The 245-nt window shown below is 41.2% G+C and carries 1 protein-coding gene; it reads left to right on the plus strand.

The annotated features are described in order from the left end of the window. On the plus strand, positions 1-245 hold a 245-nt coding region (locus ALO_RS12210; RefSeq protein ID WP_004096319.1), incomplete at both ends, for an IS256 family transposase.

Below are 245 nucleotides of genomic sequence, written 5' to 3' on the forward strand. Positions count from 1 at the left end.
AACAAAGAAAAAAATTATTAGAACTGCTACAAGGAGCCGGAATTAACGATGTTGCCGGAGTCCAGGAATTGTTCAAGGAAATGGTAAGTACCGTTTTAGAAAATGGCCTGGAAGGTGAATTAGACGACGAATTAGGCTATAGCAAGTACGACTATCGTAATAAGGAAACCGATAATAGCCGTAACGGCTACAGCGAAAAAACACTAAAGACTAGCCTGGGCGATATAGAAATTGCCGTCCCAAGA

This window comes from Acetonema longum DSM 6540, assembly GCF_000219125.1.
GTDB classification, from domain to species: Bacteria; Bacillota; Negativicutes; order Sporomusales; family Acetonemataceae; genus Acetonema; species Acetonema longum.